The sequence below is a fragment of the Ruegeria sp. CDSC081 genome (assembly GCF_059610485.1).
Genome location: NZ_JBXWNS010000012.1, coordinates 81,838 through 97,719, shown reverse-complemented (window position 1 = coordinate 97,719; position 15,882 = coordinate 81,838). Strand labels below are relative to the sequence as shown.

At 56.5% G+C, this 15,882-nt stretch carries 19 protein-coding genes; 6 read left to right on the top strand and 13 right to left on the bottom strand.

Going from position 1 to position 15,882, the window contains the following annotated elements; all coding sequences use genetic code 11:
* Positions 1–4: 4 nt before the first annotated feature.
* Positions 5–709 carry a response regulator transcription factor gene (locus AC2FH9_RS18845; RefSeq protein ID WP_142639269.1) on the bottom strand — a complete coding sequence of 235 codons (705 nt, stop codon included), beginning with the start codon at positions 707–709 and terminating at the stop codon, positions 5–7.
* A 347-nt stretch (positions 710–1,056) separates the two neighbouring features.
* Between AC2FH9_RS18845 and AC2FH9_RS18840 the strand changes: the two genes are divergently transcribed.
* The 3 genes from AC2FH9_RS18840 (at position 1,057) to AC2FH9_RS18830 (ending at position 3,885) form a co-directional block, all read left to right on the top strand.
* Positions 1,057–2,655 (top strand): phosphoenolpyruvate carboxykinase, encoded by a 1,599-nt coding sequence (locus AC2FH9_RS18840; RefSeq protein ID WP_142639267.1) that lies wholly within the window; start codon positions 1,057–1,059, stop codon positions 2,653–2,655.
* 273 nt (positions 2,656–2,928) lie between these two features.
* Positions 2,929–3,306: a hypothetical protein gene (locus AC2FH9_RS18835; protein WP_246097302.1), complete on the top strand. Its 378-nt coding sequence runs from the start codon at positions 2,929–2,931 to the stop codon at positions 3,304–3,306.
* A gap of 36 nt (positions 3,307–3,342) precedes the next feature.
* Complete coding sequence (locus tag AC2FH9_RS18830; RefSeq protein WP_496698419.1) at positions 3,343–3,885, top strand: hypothetical protein; 543 nt, start codon at positions 3,343–3,345, stop codon at positions 3,883–3,885.
* Here the strand turns inward: AC2FH9_RS18830 and AC2FH9_RS18825 are convergent.
* A complete protein-coding gene (locus AC2FH9_RS18825) occupies positions 3,882–4,646 on the bottom strand; it encodes a sulfite exporter TauE/SafE family protein (protein WP_496692203.1) in 765 nt (254 codons plus the stop codon). The two genes, AC2FH9_RS18830 and AC2FH9_RS18825, sit on opposite strands and share 4 nt — an antisense overlap.
* Positions 4,647–4,790: 144 nt before the next feature.
* On the opposite strand from AC2FH9_RS18825, the gene AC2FH9_RS18820 reads away from it, so the two are divergent.
* Together AC2FH9_RS18820 and AC2FH9_RS18815 are read left to right on the top strand one after the other, a co-directional pair.
* The gene (locus AC2FH9_RS18820) at positions 4,791–6,482 is read left to right on the top strand and encodes an acyl-CoA dehydrogenase family protein (RefSeq protein ID WP_496872579.1); all 1,692 of its coding nucleotides are present in this window, start codon (positions 4,791–4,793) and stop codon (positions 6,480–6,482) included.
* A gap of 214 nt (positions 6,483–6,696) precedes the next feature.
* Positions 6,697–7,251: a hypothetical protein gene (locus AC2FH9_RS18815; protein ID WP_496692201.1), complete on the top strand. Its 555-nt coding sequence runs from the start codon at positions 6,697–6,699 to the stop codon at positions 7,249–7,251.
* 2 nt (positions 7,252–7,253) lie between these two features.
* Here the strand turns inward: AC2FH9_RS18815 and AC2FH9_RS18810 are convergent, their stop codons facing one another.
* Complete coding sequence (locus tag AC2FH9_RS18810; RefSeq protein WP_496750794.1) at positions 7,254–8,483, bottom strand: SGNH/GDSL hydrolase family protein; 1,230 nt, start codon at positions 8,481–8,483, stop codon at positions 7,254–7,256.
* A gap of 232 nt (positions 8,484–8,715) precedes the next feature.
* Between AC2FH9_RS18810 and AC2FH9_RS18805 the strand changes: the two genes are divergently transcribed.
* Positions 8,716–9,108 carry an META domain-containing protein gene (locus AC2FH9_RS18805; protein WP_142639257.1) on the top strand — a complete coding sequence of 131 codons (393 nt, stop codon included), beginning with the start codon at positions 8,716–8,718 and terminating at the stop codon, positions 9,106–9,108.
* On the opposite strand, the gene recO is transcribed toward AC2FH9_RS18805, so the two are convergent.
* The 10 genes from recO to AC2FH9_RS18755 all read right to left on the bottom strand — a co-directional run bounded on the left by recO (position 9,092) and on the right by AC2FH9_RS18755 (position 15,870).
* Positions 9,092–9,817, bottom strand: coding sequence for a DNA repair protein RecO (gene recO, locus AC2FH9_RS18800; RefSeq protein WP_496703725.1), 726 nt, complete (start codon positions 9,815–9,817; stop codon positions 9,092–9,094). The genes AC2FH9_RS18805 and recO overlap by 17 nt on opposite strands.
* A 96-nt stretch (positions 9,818–9,913) precedes the next feature.
* Positions 9,914–10,288, bottom strand: coding sequence for a SemiSWEET transporter (locus tag AC2FH9_RS18795; protein WP_496698429.1), 375 nt, complete (start codon positions 10,286–10,288; stop codon positions 9,914–9,916).
* Positions 10,289–10,385: 97 nt separating this feature from the next.
* Positions 10,386–10,715, bottom strand: a complete 330-nt coding sequence (locus tag AC2FH9_RS18790) for a DUF1491 family protein (protein WP_496690317.1) — start codon at positions 10,713–10,715, stop codon at positions 10,386–10,388.
* Complete coding sequence (gene era / locus AC2FH9_RS18785; RefSeq protein ID WP_496690318.1) at positions 10,712–11,620, bottom strand: GTPase Era; 909 nt, start codon at positions 11,618–11,620, stop codon at positions 10,712–10,714. Before era ends, AC2FH9_RS18790 begins: the two co-directional genes overlap by 4 nt.
* Positions 11,621–11,822: 202 nt before the next feature.
* Positions 11,823–12,503: a ribonuclease III gene (rnc, locus tag AC2FH9_RS18780; RefSeq protein ID WP_142639249.1), complete on the bottom strand. Its 681-nt coding sequence runs from the start codon at positions 12,501–12,503 to the stop codon at positions 11,823–11,825.
* Positions 12,500–13,339, bottom strand: coding sequence for a signal peptidase I (gene lepB, locus AC2FH9_RS18775; RefSeq protein WP_271951346.1), 840 nt, complete (start codon positions 13,337–13,339; stop codon positions 12,500–12,502). The genes rnc and lepB overlap by 4 nt, the downstream gene beginning before the upstream one ends.
* A gap of 57 nt (positions 13,340–13,396) precedes the next feature.
* Entirely contained in the window at positions 13,397–13,816 is a 420-nt protein-coding gene (gene acpS / locus AC2FH9_RS18770; RefSeq protein ID WP_496872575.1) for a holo-ACP synthase, read from the bottom strand.
* The gene (locus AC2FH9_RS18765; RefSeq protein WP_271951355.1) at positions 13,813–14,436 is read right to left on the bottom strand and encodes a LysE family translocator; all 624 of its coding nucleotides are present in this window, start codon (positions 14,434–14,436) and stop codon (positions 13,813–13,815) included. Before AC2FH9_RS18765 ends, acpS begins: the two co-directional genes overlap by 4 nt.
* Entirely contained in the window at positions 14,433–15,179 is a 747-nt protein-coding gene (locus AC2FH9_RS18760) for a pyridoxine 5'-phosphate synthase (RefSeq protein WP_142639241.1), read from the bottom strand. The genes AC2FH9_RS18765 and AC2FH9_RS18760 overlap by 4 nt, the downstream gene beginning before the upstream one ends.
* A complete protein-coding gene (locus AC2FH9_RS18755) occupies positions 15,172–15,870 on the bottom strand; it encodes a DUF2062 domain-containing protein (protein ID WP_142639238.1) in 699 nt (232 codons plus the stop codon). Before AC2FH9_RS18755 ends, AC2FH9_RS18760 begins: the two co-directional genes overlap by 8 nt.
* Positions 15,871–15,882: the final 12 nt, after the last annotated feature.

Below are 15,882 nucleotides of genomic sequence, written 5' to 3'. Positions count from 1 at the left end.
ACGCTTATTCTTCGTTGTACCGATACCCAATACCATACAACGTTTCGATGGCCGAAAACTCCGGATCAGCAGCGCGCATCTTTTTGCGCAGACGCTTGATGTGGCTGTCGATCGTGCGGTCATCTACATAGACCTGATCGTCATAGGCAACATCCATCAGCTGATCGCGGCTTTTGACAAATCCCGGACGCTGCGCCAAGGCCTGCAGTAGCAAGAACTCGGTCACTGTCAAAGAGACATCCGATCCCTTCCAGCTCACCGCGTGGCGCAAGGGGTCCATCCGCAATTCGCCCCGTTCCATCACCTTGGCGTCGCCTGTGTTGGCAGCCACGGGATCACCCGAGGTCGCTTCCTGACGGCGCAGCAAGGCCCGTATCCGTTCTACCAGCAACCGTTGCGAAAAGGGCTTTTTGACATAATCATCAGCACCCATGCGCAAACCCAGAACTTCGTCGATCTCGTCATCTTTCGAAGTCAGAAAGATCACCGGCATCTGAGTCTTCTGCCGCAGTCGCTGCAGCAAATCCATGCCATCCATACGCGGCATCTTGATATCCAGCACTGCCATATCGGGCAGCTTCTTGTTAAACGCATCCAGAGCAGCCTGCCCGTCGTTATACGTTTCTACCTCGAAACCCTCGGCTTCGAGCGTCATGGATACGGACGTCAGAATGTTCCTGTCGTCATCCACCAGTGCAATCTTTGACATCGGGTTAACCCCTATTCCTGCTCTCATACGAAACAATTCGCTTATTTGTAGGGCATTTTTGTCGTTTTTATGGCCGCGAATCAATCGCCATCTACGAATCGTGCGATTGTTGTCACACACATGCGGCAAAAAAGCCGTTAATGGCCTTCGAAAAGTGTCTGTATTTCCTGCAGAAAAAACATGGTGGCGCTAAACCTGAACTTGGTTGCGCTAACTGCGCCAAACCGTCCTGTTCACGCACTAAACGACCATGATAAGACCCGCCCAATCGCCGGTTTTCCCGGTACACTGCCCCAAGAGCGCACCTTGGCCAATCTGCCGCCGCGCCGCCACAGGAGAAGACAAACATGACATCTGGACGGGTGAACCCGCAATTCCGCCTCGAAGATCAGGGCATCGAGGGTCTGGGCAATGTCTATTACAACTTCATGGAACCGGCACTGATTGAAGAAGCCCTCAAGCGGGGTGAAGGTACACTTGGCAATGGCGGAGCTTTTCTTGTCAGTACCGGCAAGTTCACTGGCCGTTCTCCCAAGGACAAACATGTTGTCCGCACCGACAGTGTCGCCGATTCGATCTGGTGGGAAAACAACGCCGAGATGAGCCCCGAGGGTTTCGAAACGCTTTATGCCGATATGATCGAGCACATGAAGGGTCGTGACTATTTTGTGCAGGATCTAGTCGGTGGCGCCGACCCCGCTTATTCGATCAACGTGCGCATGGTCACCGAACTGGCATGGCATAATCTGTTCATCCGTCACTTGCTGCGCCGCCCGGATCGTGAAGACCTGGATGAGTTCATCGCGGATTTCACAATCATCAACTGTCCCAGCTTCCAGGCTGATCCGGCCAAGCACAACTGCCGTAGCGAGACAGTGATCGCACTGAACTTCGACCGCAAATTGATTCTGATCGGCGGCACAGAATATGCCGGTGAAAACAAGAAGTCCGTCTTCACCCTGCTGAATTACATGCTGCCCGAAAAAGGCGTGATGCCGATGCATTGCTCGGCGAACCACGCGGTCGGCAATCCCGTTGATACCGCAGTCTTCTTTGGCCTCTCGGGAACTGGCAAGACCACCCTGTCCGCTGATCCGGCCCGCACCTTGATTGGCGATGACGAACATGGATGGTCAGACCGTGGCACTTTCAACTTCGAGGGCGGGTGCTATGCCAAGACGATCAACCTGAACGCCGAGGCCGAACCCGAGATCTATGCAACCACCAGCAAATTCGGCACCGTGATCGAGAATATGGTTTTCGATCCCGAGACCAAGGAGCTGGATTTCGAAGATGACTCGCTGACCGCAAACATGCGTTGCGCCTATCCGCTCGAGTATATCTCCAATGCCTCGAAAAGCGCGTTGGGCGGGCATCCGAAGAACATCATCATGCTGACTTGTGACGCGTTTGGTGTTCTGCCCCCGATTGCGCGGCTGACCCCCGCTCAGGCGATGTACCACTTCCTGTCGGGCTTCACCTCGAAGGTTGCTGGCACAGAGCGCGGCGTGACCGAGCCCCAACCCACATTCTCGACATGCTTTGGCGCGCCGTTCATGCCGCGTCGCCCAGAAGTCTATGGCAACCTGCTGCGCGACAAGATCGCCCAGCACGGCGCGACCTGCTGGCTGGTGAATACCGGCTGGACTGGCGGCGCCTATGGCGTTGGCAGCCGGATGCCGATCCGTGCGACCCGCGGTTTGCTGACTGCCGCTCTGGATGGATCGCTTCGGGATGCGGAATTCCGCAAGGATGCGAATTTTGGCTTTGATGTGCCGGTTTCCGTCCCCGGTGTCGCCGAAGTTCTGCTGGATCCGCGTCGCACCTGGGACGACCAGGCCGCTTTCGATAAACAGGCTGAGAAGTTGGTTCAGATGTTTGCTGAAAACTTTGAGCAGTATCTGCCTTTCATCGACGAAGACATCAAAGCCGTAGCAATCGGTTAATGTTGCAAAAGGGGGCAAACCTCTCCCCTTTTTTTCGGACAGCACATCTGTTGGCAATCGTCCTTATACGTCTAACGTAAGGTGTCCTTACAAATTCGTTGCCCGATTTGCCGGTTTAAGCTATCCAATGATGTCATTAAGACAAATTCGCCCGACGCAATCGCGCCGGGCGTTGTCTAAAAATACCTTGGGTAACTCAGCCGCGCGCTCACATTCGCGAATTGAGAAACCTAATCAGATAGCAAGTGTATGCCAATGGGGATGAGTGTCAATATGAGACTTTCTGAACATTCAGATTTCAGTTCGTCTCATACCGCTGCTTTGTCGCAGCGCGTGACATGGGAAACGACAGGTAACGAAATGACTGAAATCTTGAAACTGACCGAACTGCGCAAACTGATGCAAAGCATGGAGCGCACGTTGGGGCTGGAACAACTCTCACCGGTAGAGCGCGATATCTATTACGCCGCCGAAGAACTGTCCAAAGCTGACCAGGAAGTTCGGACATTTGGGTTGATTGAACACACGCTTGTGCAAAGCGTCTCGCGCCCGACCTTTTTTCGTGCGCTGAAGTCGCTGGTGCAGAAGGGGTATTTGTCACAAAGCGGTAGCGCGAACCGTGGACGGTATGTTGTGCATGCGCCTAAGTAGTAAAGCGTTTGATCTGCGCATTGCTGGCTGACCGCCGTGCGCAGATGGGCCTCTGAAACGTTCTTTGCCTCACTGGCCTACGTGATTGCCTCGTTCCTTACGTTCGAGGTTCTGATGCCACTGCAGAACGTATTCTTCCCCGAATATCCCAGCAAGGCCAGCTTGCTGTTTCTCCCGCATGGTGTGCGTGTGCTCTCTGCTTGGTTGTTGGGGTGGCGGGCGATTTTTGCGCTCTTGCCCGGGGTCTTTCTTGTGTTTGCCTTTCTCGGCGGAAGCGACGTCTTCCTGCCCAACCGTCTGGCCGCCATTGCAATCGCCGTCACAACCGTTCCTGCTGTATTTTACCTATGCAAATGGGTCGGCTTCGATCTGTTTCCCCACCCGGACCGCAAACCATGCTGGTCCTGCGTCATGGGGGTCGGGATCGTCACGTCAATATTGGTGTCCGTGCTGACCAATCTGGCTTTTGGCAGCGGTGGGTTGGAATATATCGCCTTCCTGATCGGCGATATCTCGGGCCTGTTCTTTCTGATGCTGGGGCTCTATTTCACGCTGCGCGCGATAGATCGGCGTGCCTAGCCCATCAGCCCGCGCCGCAACAGGTTCAGCCCTGCGATAAGCAGCACGAACAGGGTGATCTTTCGAAACAGCGCCTGATCTATGCGCGACTGCAGTTGCAACCCCACCCACATGCCCGCAAGCCCCGGCAGCACCAAAGCAGCCGAGAACGGAGCGGTTTCGGCGCGGAAAATCCCGGAGCCCATATGCGCGAACAGCAACGCCAACGCCCCCAAACCATAGATGACCCCCTGCACACGCATCTGCACCGCTTTCGGGGTGTTTAAGGCGGTCAGATAGGCCACGGTTGGTGGCCCCCAAATTCCAGACATCCCCCCGACAAAGCCTGCAACCGCGGCGATCATGGCCTCTATTCGGGCAGATGGGCTGGCCAATTTCAGACGCAGACCCAATACCTGGATCAATGCAAAGACTGTCACCGGGATGCCAATCATCAACAAAAAAGTTGATGCTGGCACAGCGCTGACCAACTGAGCACCAATCAGCAGAAACACCAACCCGACAACCAGAAATACACGGAACTGACGGATCGAGGACACGGCGGCCGGAACACCCCCGCGCAATGCCTGCACCCCATTTGTCACCAGGGTTGGCAGAATAAGCCCCGCGATCGCCATATCCGGCGAAAGGAACATGCTCAGCCCCGAGATCAGAACCATTGGCATGGCAAACCCGACCATGCCTTTGACCCAACCGGCAATGAAGGCAACCCCACAGGCCAGCAGCAGTTCTTGGGCAGAGAGCATAGAAAACAACGTCATGTCCCCCTGATATCACTCCTGACGGGTGCTGCACTGCAAAAATGATCAAGCAACTTTAGAACTTTTTAGTCGCATAATTCGTATTTTTGTTGCGCTGCACGTGCAGCATGATATGACCAGACGACTTTAGGAGAAAGCTGATTCATGGCCCATGACGGACAGGATATGACCCAGATGATTACATCCGCGATTTTGCCCGAGCTTCTAACGCTGACACGTGCGGCTCTGCCCGCCGTGGACACCGTATTCGAACGCGCCCGCGAGTCGGTCCGCGCGATGGTGACAGAAGATGGTCGCGTGTCCGGTGCTCTGATCGAGGCCAATCAGACCGCCGCTCATGGGTTGGCATGGCTGGCAACATACAACCAGTCGCTGCAGCAGATGCAACGCTGGGCCGATGCTTTGGAGGCAGAAGGCAAATTCGGCGAGATCGAACAGCTGCTGCACCAAATCGCCTTTGGTGAATACCTGCATCAGGTCGCGGGCGGCATCCCAATGAACCAGGGCGAGATTTTGCGTCTTCAGGACATGGGTCTGGGCTGGGACGCGCTGTCCGGTTTCCAATGCGCCGAAGTTCAGACACTGATGGCACAGGCCAATTCACAGGCCGCACGCGGTCGCTTGGTTGAACTGATGGAAGAACAGGCCGGTGCCACGATGTTCGGAACGTCGGGCCTGGACGAAGAACTGGAAATGATCCGCGACCAGTTCCGCCGCTATGCCCAGGAAAAAGTCGAACCAAACGCCCATGATTGGCACCTTAAGGATGAGCTGATCCCGATGGAGATCATCGAGGAGCTTGCCGAGATGGGTGTATTTGGCCTGACCATCCCCGAAGAGTTCGGAGGGTTTGGTCTTTCCAAGGCCTCGATGTGCGTGGTGTCCGAAGAATTGTCGCGCGGCTATATCGGCGTCGGATCGCTGGGCACCCGGTCCGAGATCGCAGCCGAGCTGATCATTGCCGGTGGAACGGATGAGCAAAAAGCGCAGTGGTTGCCCAAGATCGCCAGCGCCGAGATTCTGCCGACGGCTGTTTTCACCGAACCCAACACGGGCTCGGACCTGGGCAGCCTGCGCACCCGTGCGGTCAAGAATGCGGATGGTGATTACGAGATCACCGGCAACAAGACCTGGATCACCCATGCGGCGCGAACCCATGTGATGACTTTGCTGGCACGCACCAACTCTGACACCTCCGATCATCGCGGCCTGTCGATGTTCCTGGCGGAAAAGACGCCCGGCACGGACGACAACCCCTTCCCCACCCCCGGCATGACTGGCGGTGAGATTGAAGTGCTGGGTTACCGCGGCATGAAGGAATACGAGCTGGGCTTTGATGGCTTCAAGGTCAAGGGTGAGAACCTTTTGGGTGGCGAAGAAGGCAAGGGATTTAAACAGCTCATGGAAACCTTCGAATCCGCCCGCATCCAGACCGCAGCCCGCGCCATCGGTGTGGCCCAAAGCGCGCTGGACATCGCCATGCAATATGCGCAGGACCGCAAACAGTTCGGCAAGTCGCTGATCAACTTCCCCCGCGTGTCCGGCAAGCTGGCGATGATGGCCGTCGAGATCATGATCGCACGACAGCTGACCTATTTCTCGGCTTGGGAAAAAGACAACGGTCATCGCTGCGATCTTGAGGCCGGGATGGCCAAGCTGCTGGGCGCCCGCGTGGCCTGGGCTGCTGCCGATAACGGCCTGCAGATCCACGGCGGCAACGGCTTTGCACTGGAATACAAGATCAGTCGCGTGCTGTGTGACGCACGTATTCTCAATATTTTTGAAGGGGCTGCCGAAATTCAGGCACAGGTGATCGCGCGGCGTCTGCTGGGCTGACCTGTTACGGCAATCCTGTTTCCCCAACTCGACCCGGCGCACGCGCCGGGTTTTTTTTGCCCGCAATACTACAATCTTCTGTTCCCAGTATTATTATTGATACCTGCCCTCATGTCCACGCTCGACCATGACCAGCCGCAGCACAAACTTCCCCCTATCACTGCGTCGATTATCCCGGTAGATCAGCGATTGATCACGAACCAGCGGCGAACACATGACCCGATCCATTCTTGTCCTTCTGGCCACGCTTGCGGCACTGGCCCTTGCCGGCTGTGCCACCCCTCAACCGACCGCAACGCAGAACGACATAGACGAGCTGGCGCTCGCCATCCGTTCTATGGGCCCTAAGGTTGATCCAGCCGAGGCACAGAAGGCGGCCACCATTGCCTATACCTATTCGCAGCGTCTGGCCCGAGAATGGCAGGTCACCGACCCGGCCATCATCCACAACGCCAAGGTCATCAACGGATTTCGTGAGCGCGGCCTGTGCAACGACTGGGCCGAAGCGATGACCAGCCGTTTAAGGGCCGAAAACTTCCGCACCCTGGAAATGCACTGGGCTACATCACCGCCAACGCCGCTGAGGATCATCCACCATTCCGCAGTGATCAGCGCAAAGGGCGACACGATGTTCGAGGGCATCGTCCTTGACCCATGGCGCAACAGTGGCGCGCTGACATGGGCGCCAACGCGCGAAGATACGCGATACAACTGGCGTACCCGCATGGAGGTGCGCACCGCTTTGCTAAACGGAGAGCAACCCTACTGAGTTTAGGACGGGGTCTTACACTGGCTGATCCGTTCCGCCACCACGGGCAGCATCCGCGCAGCCACCAGCTTTGACCCTTCGGGCGTCAGATGCGTGTAATCGACATACAGCACCTTGTCTTTGTGGAGGGGGCCGCCGATCTCGGCAATATCGGTGAAAGGCACATTGGCCTCTTCAAACAAAGCAGGGAAATCGACCCGCGCGCGATGCATCAGATCTTCGCGTCCCGGCTTGTACCAATCCCGCGTGAGCTGGGCGATTTCGCGGTCGGTCTTGCTTAGGACATTGGTGTCCTCATAGACGACCTCAGGCTGCAAAAAGACGTGATAGCAAAACCCGTGGTAGTCGCCGAATGTTTCGATCAGCTTGTAATTGCGCAAAAATCCGACCTTTGCAGTCTGCGCAAGCTCTGCTGAAAAGTCTCTTTGCAAGGCGGTAACATCCCCATACGTGATATTTTTGGGGATTTCATAGCGGTCGAACAAGCCTTGCGTAAATTTCGAAGCCAGTTTGAAGGTATAGGAATACTGCGCCGGGTACCGCAGGAACGCATAGGCTGAAAAGAAGGGTTTGCGATCATTCAAGGCGTCAATCATGCGTGCGGACGAGTAAGCATAACTTTGGACCGGATTGTCGACCCCAACATTGTAAAAATCATTGTGGCCATCCAGAAACACAATCATGTCCGGGCTGTACTCATATAGCGTCTCGTACAGGTACAACACATGTTGAAAACTGTGATACGCAACAACTCCGGCGTTGATCACCTCAATCGTCACACCGGGCATCTGATCGCCCAACCGCTCGCGCAGGTCCTGCTGCAGGAAATACGCAACCGTTTCCTGATTGGCGAGCGTTGGGTGGTCAGGATAAATACTGCCCTGCGATCCGATGGCATAAGCAGTTGAGCCACCCATCAGAAAAATGCGGAACGTGTCGTCGGGTTTTGGCTGTTCAATCAGCGTATCGTGGCGGAACCCTTGATCGGAATGGATACGCTGCCCGCCAGTATCAAATCCTCGCTGATAGTCTGGGTTCAGTTTGTGACCACGGATCGAAGAGTATAGATGTCGCTCTGCCGTATTGCCCAGCGTGTTGTCATACACATAAACCACGGTGAAATACGAAAGCAGTTCAACCAGCAGGAAGAGAAAGAGGGCATAGATCAAAATCATAAAAAACTTGGTTACAGGTCGCATCCGCCCCATGCCAACATCATCATTTCCGCTCACTACGAAGCTCCAATTCTATCAGGTCAAAATCAAATAAACCTGGCGTATATACCGGTGTAAAAATTCCACCTAACTGCCCAAATCTTAGGAAAGGCCCGTTATTCGCTTTCAATATGTCCAAGATGTTTTGCAAGTCAACGGTCACCATTGTATCCGATTCTTTACCTAGTCGGTTCAAAACAATGCGTCCAAGCCCAGGAAACTGTTCTTCGCTGAATTCAGGAATTCTGCCATGTTGCGTTACATAATGCTGCTTTCCCTTTCCGGATTACTCCAATGTCAGAAGGATGAAACCGTTGCGGCCTATGGTGCTGCCGAACGGGAATGGGCCCTGCAAGAGATCAACGGTCAGCCCTACAATGCCAGTGCCTTATTGCGATTTCTGGAAGAGGGCAAAGTAGCGGGCAACGCCCCCTGCAACAGCTACACGGGCAGGCTTAACGCGCCCTATCCATGGTTTGAGCTGACCGGCCTGACAGCAACCCGTGCCGCCTGTGCCGGGCTTGAGGCAGAAGGGATCTATTTCGCCGCCCTGCTTGCCATGACCCAATCCGAAGTATCAGGGAACCTGCTGATATTGCGCAATGAGGACGGGCAGGAAATGGTGTTCAAAGCTGCCGATTGATCTGATCAATAAACCGCGCCCGTGCGCCGGGCAGAGGGTTGTTCCCCAACGACGGAGCAACATGGTTCTCTAGAAAATGTCCGGTGGTCATCAATCCTTGCACCAATTCGGTATCCGGCGCGTCGCCCACGCCACGCAGGCAAGGTGGCAAGGGAAGCAACCTATCCACCCAGTCCCCTGCCCCATCAGCGCTTACCGCACGACCTGTTTTCGGAGAAACATAATCCAAACCTTCTGTTACACCCGTCACGGCACAGCGTGTCAGGTCAAGGCCAAACCCCAGCTCTTCCAGCAGCGACAATTCCCACCGCAGATAGGCAAGCACCCAAATTTCGTCCTGACCCAGCAGGTCCATCAACTGTTCGGTTTGTTTATAGATGCGCGGATGCGCTTCGCGCTCAGGCAAACAGAACGAGAGCAGGGCCACCACCGTATTCAATCCAGCCAGCGCAAGCCTACCCGAAAACGCCGCCGCCGCCCGCGACCGCAGGGGCTCGACCTGAAAAGTGCCGATATGCTCCTCGAGCCGTGCGCGCCAAAGCACATCTAATTGCGCCCCGGGCTGCAGGATCGGCGCGATCTTGCGGCTGGTTCCACCACGTACGACGCCGGCATGACGACCGTGGCCTTCGGTAAAGACCTCGATAATTGCCGCCGTTTCGCCATGGCGGCGTGAGGTCAGAAGTATGCCGTGGTCGCGCCAGTCCAAAGCGTGTCCAATCTTGTGGGGTCAGTCCTGCCCGAGCAAAAGAACGCAAAGCCGGGACCACTGCAAGAGAGACCGGGAAATCGGCGACCTATTGGGTCAGAACGTGACCCCCGCGTGGATCAGGATACCCAGTACCATAAGAAGGTTCAGCACCATAGAAATGCCGTTGCCAATATAGATGGGCAACTTCTTGACGATCAGACCGTAGATGAACCAAAGCAAAGACAACGCCGCATAGAGCGACCATGTTAACAGCGATTGGCCCGACGCATGTTGAGAGTGGGTAAAGAAGAGCTTCACAAGCTGTGGAAGCGTGGCAAATGGGCCTAAAATGCCGACAAATACCATGAAACCCTCGAAGTGCTTCATCACGAGACCAAGGTTTGACTTTATGAACTTCTGACTAAATGTTTCAGCCAACGTAAGACCTCTATCCTTGTCATATGCCGCAACAACCCGTTTCAGCACCATCCGTTAAATACGCATACAAATAGCGAAAATGGACCGTCTTACCAAGACCTATGACATAACTTTGGCAGAGGCCTGCACCGCGTCTGTGCTACTACCGCTAATCCAGACCGTCCTCACCCAGCAAATGGCGCCCCTGCCGGTCTTCGACCTCAATCACCCAGAGGTCAGGGTCAAAGCTGCGCTGGCGTTGGATAGCCTCGTCCACATCGGCCTCGGGACCAGAGGAGAGTTCAACCCACTTGCGCTCACCGCTCATCAGATCAAAGCTGCGCTGGAAGGCTGTGGCCTGACCGTCCAACGTGTTGAGCTTGATCAAAACCGCGCCGGCTGTGTCGTCACCATGGGCCACAACAAAGGCCGGTATTTCCTGAAATCGCAACCGTGCCAGATAGGCGTGAACCCAGAAGTCTGCCGTCAGTCGCGTCATGCGTTTCCGTCTTTGAATTCCAGACCCATTTCCGAATAGCGCTCGGATTCCTCCAGCCAGTTTGGCCGGACTTTGACCTGCAGGAACAGGTGGATCTTGCGATCAAGGAACTCTTCCAGCTCGGCCCGTGCCGCCTGGCTGACGGCCTTGATGGTCTCGCCCTTTTTGCCCAGAACGATACCTTTATGGCCGTCGCGCATGACATAGATTATTTGGTCGATCTTTGCCGACCCGTCCTTGCGCTCTTCCCAATTCTCGGTCTCGACGGTCAGCTGATAGGGCAGTTCCTGATGCAGCCGCAGGGTCAGCTTTTCGCGTGTCATTTCAGCCGCGATCATACGCAACGGCAGATCAGCGATCTGGTCTTCCGGATATAGCCACGGGCTCTCGGGCAATTCGCCCGCCAACCATTTTCGCAGATCGTCAACGCCATGGCCCTTCTCGGCCGAGATCATGAATGTCTCGGCGAAAGAATAGCGGGAGTTGAGATCGCTGGTCAGGGCCAGCAGAACTTCGGACTGCACCCTGTCGATCTTGTTGATGGCCAGTGCGACGGTGCGGCCCTGCCCGATCTCATTCAGACCTTCAAGGATGCGCTCTACGCCCTCGGTGATGCCACGATGCGCTTCGACCATCAGGACAACCACATCGGCATCCGCGGCGCCGCCCCATGCGGCGGCAACCATCGCCCGGTCCAGACGGCGGCGCGGTTTGAAAAGGCCCGGCGTGTCCACAAAGACCAGCTGTGCATCACCTTCCATCGCCACGCCCCGGATACGGGCGCGGGTCGTCTGAACCTTATGTGTAACGATCGAGACCTTGGCCCCGACCATGCGATTCAGAAGGGTGGATTTGCCTGCGTTGGGCTCTCCGATCAGGGCGATAAATCCGGCGCGTGTCGTCATCTGGGGTTTGATCCTGTTTGCAGATGGGCCTCCCTATCGCAGAAAGAGGCAGCGGACCAGAGCGATTTGCAGCTTTGGAGCATGCGATCAGGATGGCATTGGGTGGGGTATGGTGGGCGACCCGTCACCGGAAATGACCCGGGTTCGACCGATAGGCATTTCCGGCCAGCCCTCAGGAGACAGACTGTTTTTACCCGGTAGACTAATTCTGCAAACGGTCCAGCAACGACTTGGCAGCCGCCTGTTCGGCCTGACGCTTTGACCCTGCTGTTGCCTGCTCTTCTGCCCCGTCCTGAAGACGCGCAGCAATGGTGAAGACCGGCGCATGGTCCGGGCCCGAGCGTCTGACTTCGACATAGCTGGGCGGTTTCTGGCCCCGTGCCTGCGCCCATTCCTGAAGCGCCGTTTTGGCGTCACGGGCGTCGGCCTCGACATCGTGGATGCGATCACCCCAGAGCTTTAGGATAACGGCGCTGGCGACCTCGAAGCCGGCGTCGCGATAAACTGCAGCAATGACTGCCTCCATCGCGTCGCCAAGCAAAGCTTGTTTGCGCCGCCCTCCGGACAGCATTTCGGACCGGCCCAGTTTCAGTACAGCACCCAAATCAATCTGCAGCGCCACATCTGCACAGGCCTCTTTGCGCACAAGCGCATTGAACCGGGGTGCAAGCTGACCTTCGCTCGCTTTTTTGTCGGCTTCCAACAAGGCCGTCGCCATCACCAGACCCAGCACCCGATCACCCAGAAATTCGAGCCGCTGGTTGTCCGGGCGCGTGGCCGAGGATACCGATCCATGGGTCAACGCGCGCACCAGCAGCTCGGGGTTGGCAAATTCATGCCCCAGACGTTTTTGAAACGCCTTTATTTCGGCGGAAAGCTTCAATTCACAGCCTTAAAGAAGCGGTCTCCGCGCCAGGTCCAGAAGAATAGCATCGACCGGCCAGCGGATGAGAACATGATACGATCTGCACGACCAATCAGGTTTTCATAGGGTACATATCCGACACCCCCGGCCGATTGCGGCAGGCGGCTGTCGCTGGAATTGTCGCGGTTATCGCCCATAAAGAAGTATTCGCCTTCGGGCACTGTATAGACGCCGGTATTGTCCGACCCCTGATTACCGATATTCAGCACATCATAGGACACCCCGTTGGGCAGGGTCTCGATCATGCGGGATTTCTCACACACGCCACCACGGCCAACTGGGCCGTTTTCACAGCGCGGGCGCAACCCTTGCGGACCTTGCGGCGCCGCGACCTCGGTGAAGACGCCATCGGGTTGCTGCGGAACCGGAGTACCGTTCAGGATGATCTGGCCCTCGATGATCTGGATACGATCGCCGGGCAGGCCAATCAGGCGTTTGATATAATCGCGGCCCGTTACCGGATGACGGAATACGATCACATCACCGCGCTCGGGATCGCCGGCCCAGATACGGGTGTTGTCATCACTTTGCATCCAGCCACAAACATCCTCGGCGTCGATATTGAGGCCGACGCTAGGAATAATCAGACTGGGGCAAGAGGCATAGGAATATCCATAGGCCATTTTGTTGACGAACAGGAAATCCCCGATCAACAAGGTCTGTTTCATCGACCCTGACGGAATCCAGAACGGCTGAAAGAACAGGGTACGGAAAACGCCCGCGATCAACAGCGCATAGACGATGGTTTTGATCGTCTCCCACACGGGATTTCCGGTTTTGACGTCCTCGGCCATACTGCTCTCCGGTCCTTGGTTTGTTGGGGTGCTACATGCGCGGCGCGGCGGGGTTAGTCAAGACAGAGCGCTGCGTTCGCGAATTGGGCGCGCCTCGATCACCACGAAGGCCTGCGCCCAGGGGTGGTCATCGGTTAGGGTGACGTGGATGATCGCCGCATGACCCTCGGGGGTCATATCGTTGAGCCGTTCCGCCGCCCAACCGGTCACATGCATCACTGGCTGGCCGGTTTTAAGGTTGGTGACAGCCATGTCCTTCCAGGAAATCCCCATACGAAGCCCGGTGCCCAGCGCCTTGGAGCACGCCTCTTTCGCGGCCCAGCGCTTGGCGTATGTGCCTGCTGTGTCGGCGCGGCGTTCAGCCTTGCGTTGTTCAGCGTCGGTAAAAACGCGATTACGGAACCGGTCACCAAACCGGTCGAGCGTGCCTTGAATGCGGTCTATGTTTGCGAGGTCTGTGCCAATGCCTAGGATCATGACAACCGCACCGTCAAAATCTTGTAACTTGCCACCCCAAAGAACCCGGCAAAGGCAAAATCGAACCAGCGGCGGGCGCGGCGGTAGGCGCGGACTGTGCGTTCGGAAGAGAAAAGGAATGCATAGCTGATGAAAATGAGCAGCGAGCCCGCGTAAAGCAGGCCGAAATAGCCAAGCAGCATCGACAAGCTGGCGTCATTCGGGGCAACGATAGCGTAGATCGAGCCCCAGCTGAGGATCGCCTTGGGGTTGGTCAGGTGAATCGCCGCGCCTTTGGCAAAGATGGTGCGTAGCGAGCCGGTGACCGGGTTGCCCAACGCCATCTCATCCGATGACAGCGCCCGTTTCAGGGCCTTGAGCGCCAGCCAGCCCAGATAGGCTACACCAACATAGCGGATTACTTCGAACACCCAGACATTGGCCAGCATGATCGCCGACAGGCCCAGCGCGGCGGCGATGCCCCAGGCAGCGGACCCCGCACAGATGCCCAGTGCAAAGACCAGACCGGCGCGGCGGCCTTCGTTCATTGCAGTTCCGGCGATGCCCATGGTTGCCGGACCGGGTGAGCCTCCGGCCATCAACCAGGCGATCCAGATTGCTATGAAACCCGAGGTTATCATCCCCGCGCCTCATCCATCAGGCGGCGCATTTCCTGAATGGCGGGGGTCATGCCCAAAAAGATCGATTCGCCAATCAGAAAGTGACCAATGTTCAACTCGCGCACCTCGGGGAAAGCGGCGACAGGTTTGACCGTGTCGTATGTCAGACCATGTCCGGCATGCACTTCGAGGCCAAGCGAATGGGCAAAGGCGGACATATCGCGTAGGCCTTCCAGCTCTTGCGCTGCCTCATCCAGTTTGCCTTCGGCATGGGCGTCACAATAGGCGCCTGTGTGCAGTTCGATCACTTCGGCCCCGATGCGATGCGCGGCCTCGATCTGGCGACGGTCGGCGGCGATAAAGATCGACACGCGACAGCCCGCATCACGCAAAGGTGCAATGAAATGGGCCAGTTTGTTTTCTTCGCGCGCGACTTCCAGCCCGCCTTCGGTGGTCCGTTCCTCGCGCTTTTCGGGGACGATGCAGACCGCGTGCGGCTTATGGCGCAAAGCGATTTGTTGCATCTCGGGCGTGGCTGCCATTTCAAAATTCAGAGGCACCGAAAGAACCTCCATCAACCCGTCAATATCTGCGTCCGAAATATGCCTGCGGTCTTCGCGCAGATGGGCAGTAATGCCATCTGCACCGGCCTGCTCGGCCAGCGTGGCCGCGCGCAAAGGGTCGGGATAGACCCCACCACGTGCATTCCGCACTGTGGCCACATGGTCGATATTCACACCGAGACGCAAACGGTTCTCAGACATCCTTTGATTCCTTTCCCAAATCCTGGCTCGAGCCTAGTTGGTTTGACTCTGGAACGGCAGCCTCGGATTCAGCCAGACGTTTGATTTCTTCAAACTTCTTTTTGATCCTGTCGCGACGCCGTTGCTGATAGGTGTGGACCAGCGGCAGGCTGAGATAGTAGCAAACCACCCCAGCCAGCAATCCGGGAAGAATGCCGCCAATCAGGTACGGAAAGAAAACCTCGTCGTAGAAAATTCCCAGCCCGTGCCAGTCAGCCACCCGGTCGGTGAATACTGCAATCAGGTTGTCTTTGAGATCACCGATCGCATTGGCGAACTTCCCCATAAGCCCATGGGTGTCGCCCTCTTCAAACTCGGTGCCCAACAGGAAATGCCCGGTCTGAAGGCAAACCACCCCGATGGGCACATAGGTCAATGGGTTTCCGAAAAACGTACCGCTGAGTGCAGCCAGCATATTGCCGTTGAACAATCGCGCAGCCAGGGCGGCAATGCCAAAATGCAGCCCGTAAAAAGGTGTAAAGGCCGCAAACACTCCAAACCCTACCCCACGGGCGATGCGTTCAGGTGAATCCGGCAATCGCCGGACGCGGTGTTTCACATAGTGAAAGGCCCGGGTCCAGCCACCACGAGGATAGACGAATTCCGATGCGATCTGGACAGGCGAGCGTCGATCTCGGCGCTTGAATACCACTCCTGATCACCC